This is a genomic window from Enterobacter sp. CCUG 70166, assembly GCF_020224095.1.
In the GTDB taxonomy this organism is placed as follows: domain Bacteria; phylum Pseudomonadota; class Gammaproteobacteria; order Enterobacterales; family Enterobacteriaceae; genus Enterobacter; species Enterobacter intestinihominis.
In genome coordinates this window covers 1-1,249 of the sequence record NZ_NRIQ01000086.1, presented here as the reverse complement: position 1 = coordinate 1,249, position 1,249 = coordinate 1, and the positions used below count along the sequence as shown (strand labels likewise).

The window sequence follows — 1,249 nt, the reverse complement described above, 5'->3', positions numbered from 1 at the left end:
TGTTGTGGTCAACTAAAACTGGCCACCGCGTTAGAGTTTTTCCAGTATCGGTTTTCTGATTCGTTTGGTGGTAACCCACCATTATATTCGTGCGGTCTTAGTGCGCTGTAATATCCAACGATATAGTCCGTTATTGCGTGAGCTGCATCGCTGAAGCTTACATAGCCCGTCGCTGGCACCCATTCGTTCTTCAGACTCCTGAAGAAGCGCTCCATTGGGCTGTTATCCCAGCAGTTTCCACGCCGACTCATACTCTGCCTGATCCGGTATCGCCACAGTAACTGCCGGAACTGCCTGCTCGTATAATGACTGCCTTGATCGCTGTGGAACATCACCCCGACGGGCTTACCACGGGTTTCCCATGCCATTTCCAGTGCTTTCATGGTAAGCCTGCTGTCCGGCGAGAACGACATGGCCCAGCCCACTGGTTTTCTTGCGAACAGGTCGAGAACAACGGCGAGGTACGCCCAGCGCTTACCCGTCCAGATATAGGTCACATCACCGCACCACACCTGATTTGGTTCCGTTACGGCGAACTGTCGCTCAAGATGATTCGGGATAGCAACGTGCTCATGACCGCCACGCTTATACCAGTGAGTCGGCTGCTGGCAACTGACCAGCCCCAGCTCTTTCATGAGTCTGCCAGCAAGCCAGCGCCCCATCTGGTAGCCTCTCTGGGTTGCCATTGTGGCGATGCTTCTTGCTCCGGCAGAGCCGTGGCTGATGCCATGCAGTTCAAGTACCTGGCTGCGTAATACAGCCCGTCTGCCGTCTGGCTTTTCAGGACGGTTTTTCCAGTATTTGTAGCTGCTGCGATGGACCCCGAACACATGGCAGAGAGTGGCCACAGGATAACGCGCCCTGAGTTTCCCGATTATCGAGAACTGTTCAGGGAGTCTGACATCAAGAGCGCGGTAGCCTTTTTTAATATTTCATTTTCCATTTCAATACGTTGTAGCTTTTTCCTGAGCTCACGGATTTCAATTTGTTCCGGGGTAATGGGGGAGGCTTTTGGTGTTTTTCCCTGCCGCTCATCACGTAATTGTTTCACCCATCGCGTCATTGTGGAAAGGCCGACATCCATAGCGCTGGCTGCATCTGCCACGGTGTAATTCTGGTCAACGACCAGTTGAGCGGATTCGCGTTTAAACTCTGCGCTGAAATTTCTTTTTTTCATTATGGCACCTGTGTTGTTCTGAGGTGAGCATATCACCTCTGTTCAGGTGGCCAAATTCAGTAAACCACTTCA

1 protein-coding gene is annotated in these 1,249 nt (G+C 52.0%); it reads right to left on the bottom strand.

Annotation, left to right across the window (positions count from 1 at the left end; translation table 11 throughout):
* Nucleotides 1–8 precede the first annotated feature (8 nt).
* Nucleotides 9–1,177 (bottom strand): IS3-like element ISEc52 family transposase gene (locus CKK19_RS24860; RefSeq protein WP_139153407.1). Its coding sequence is split into 2 segments (ribosomal slippage): nt 9–928 and nt 928–1,177, totalling 1,170 coding nucleotides; the frame shifts between segments, so codons are not numbered across the junction.
* Between the last annotated feature and the right edge of the window lie 72 nt (nt 1,178–1,249).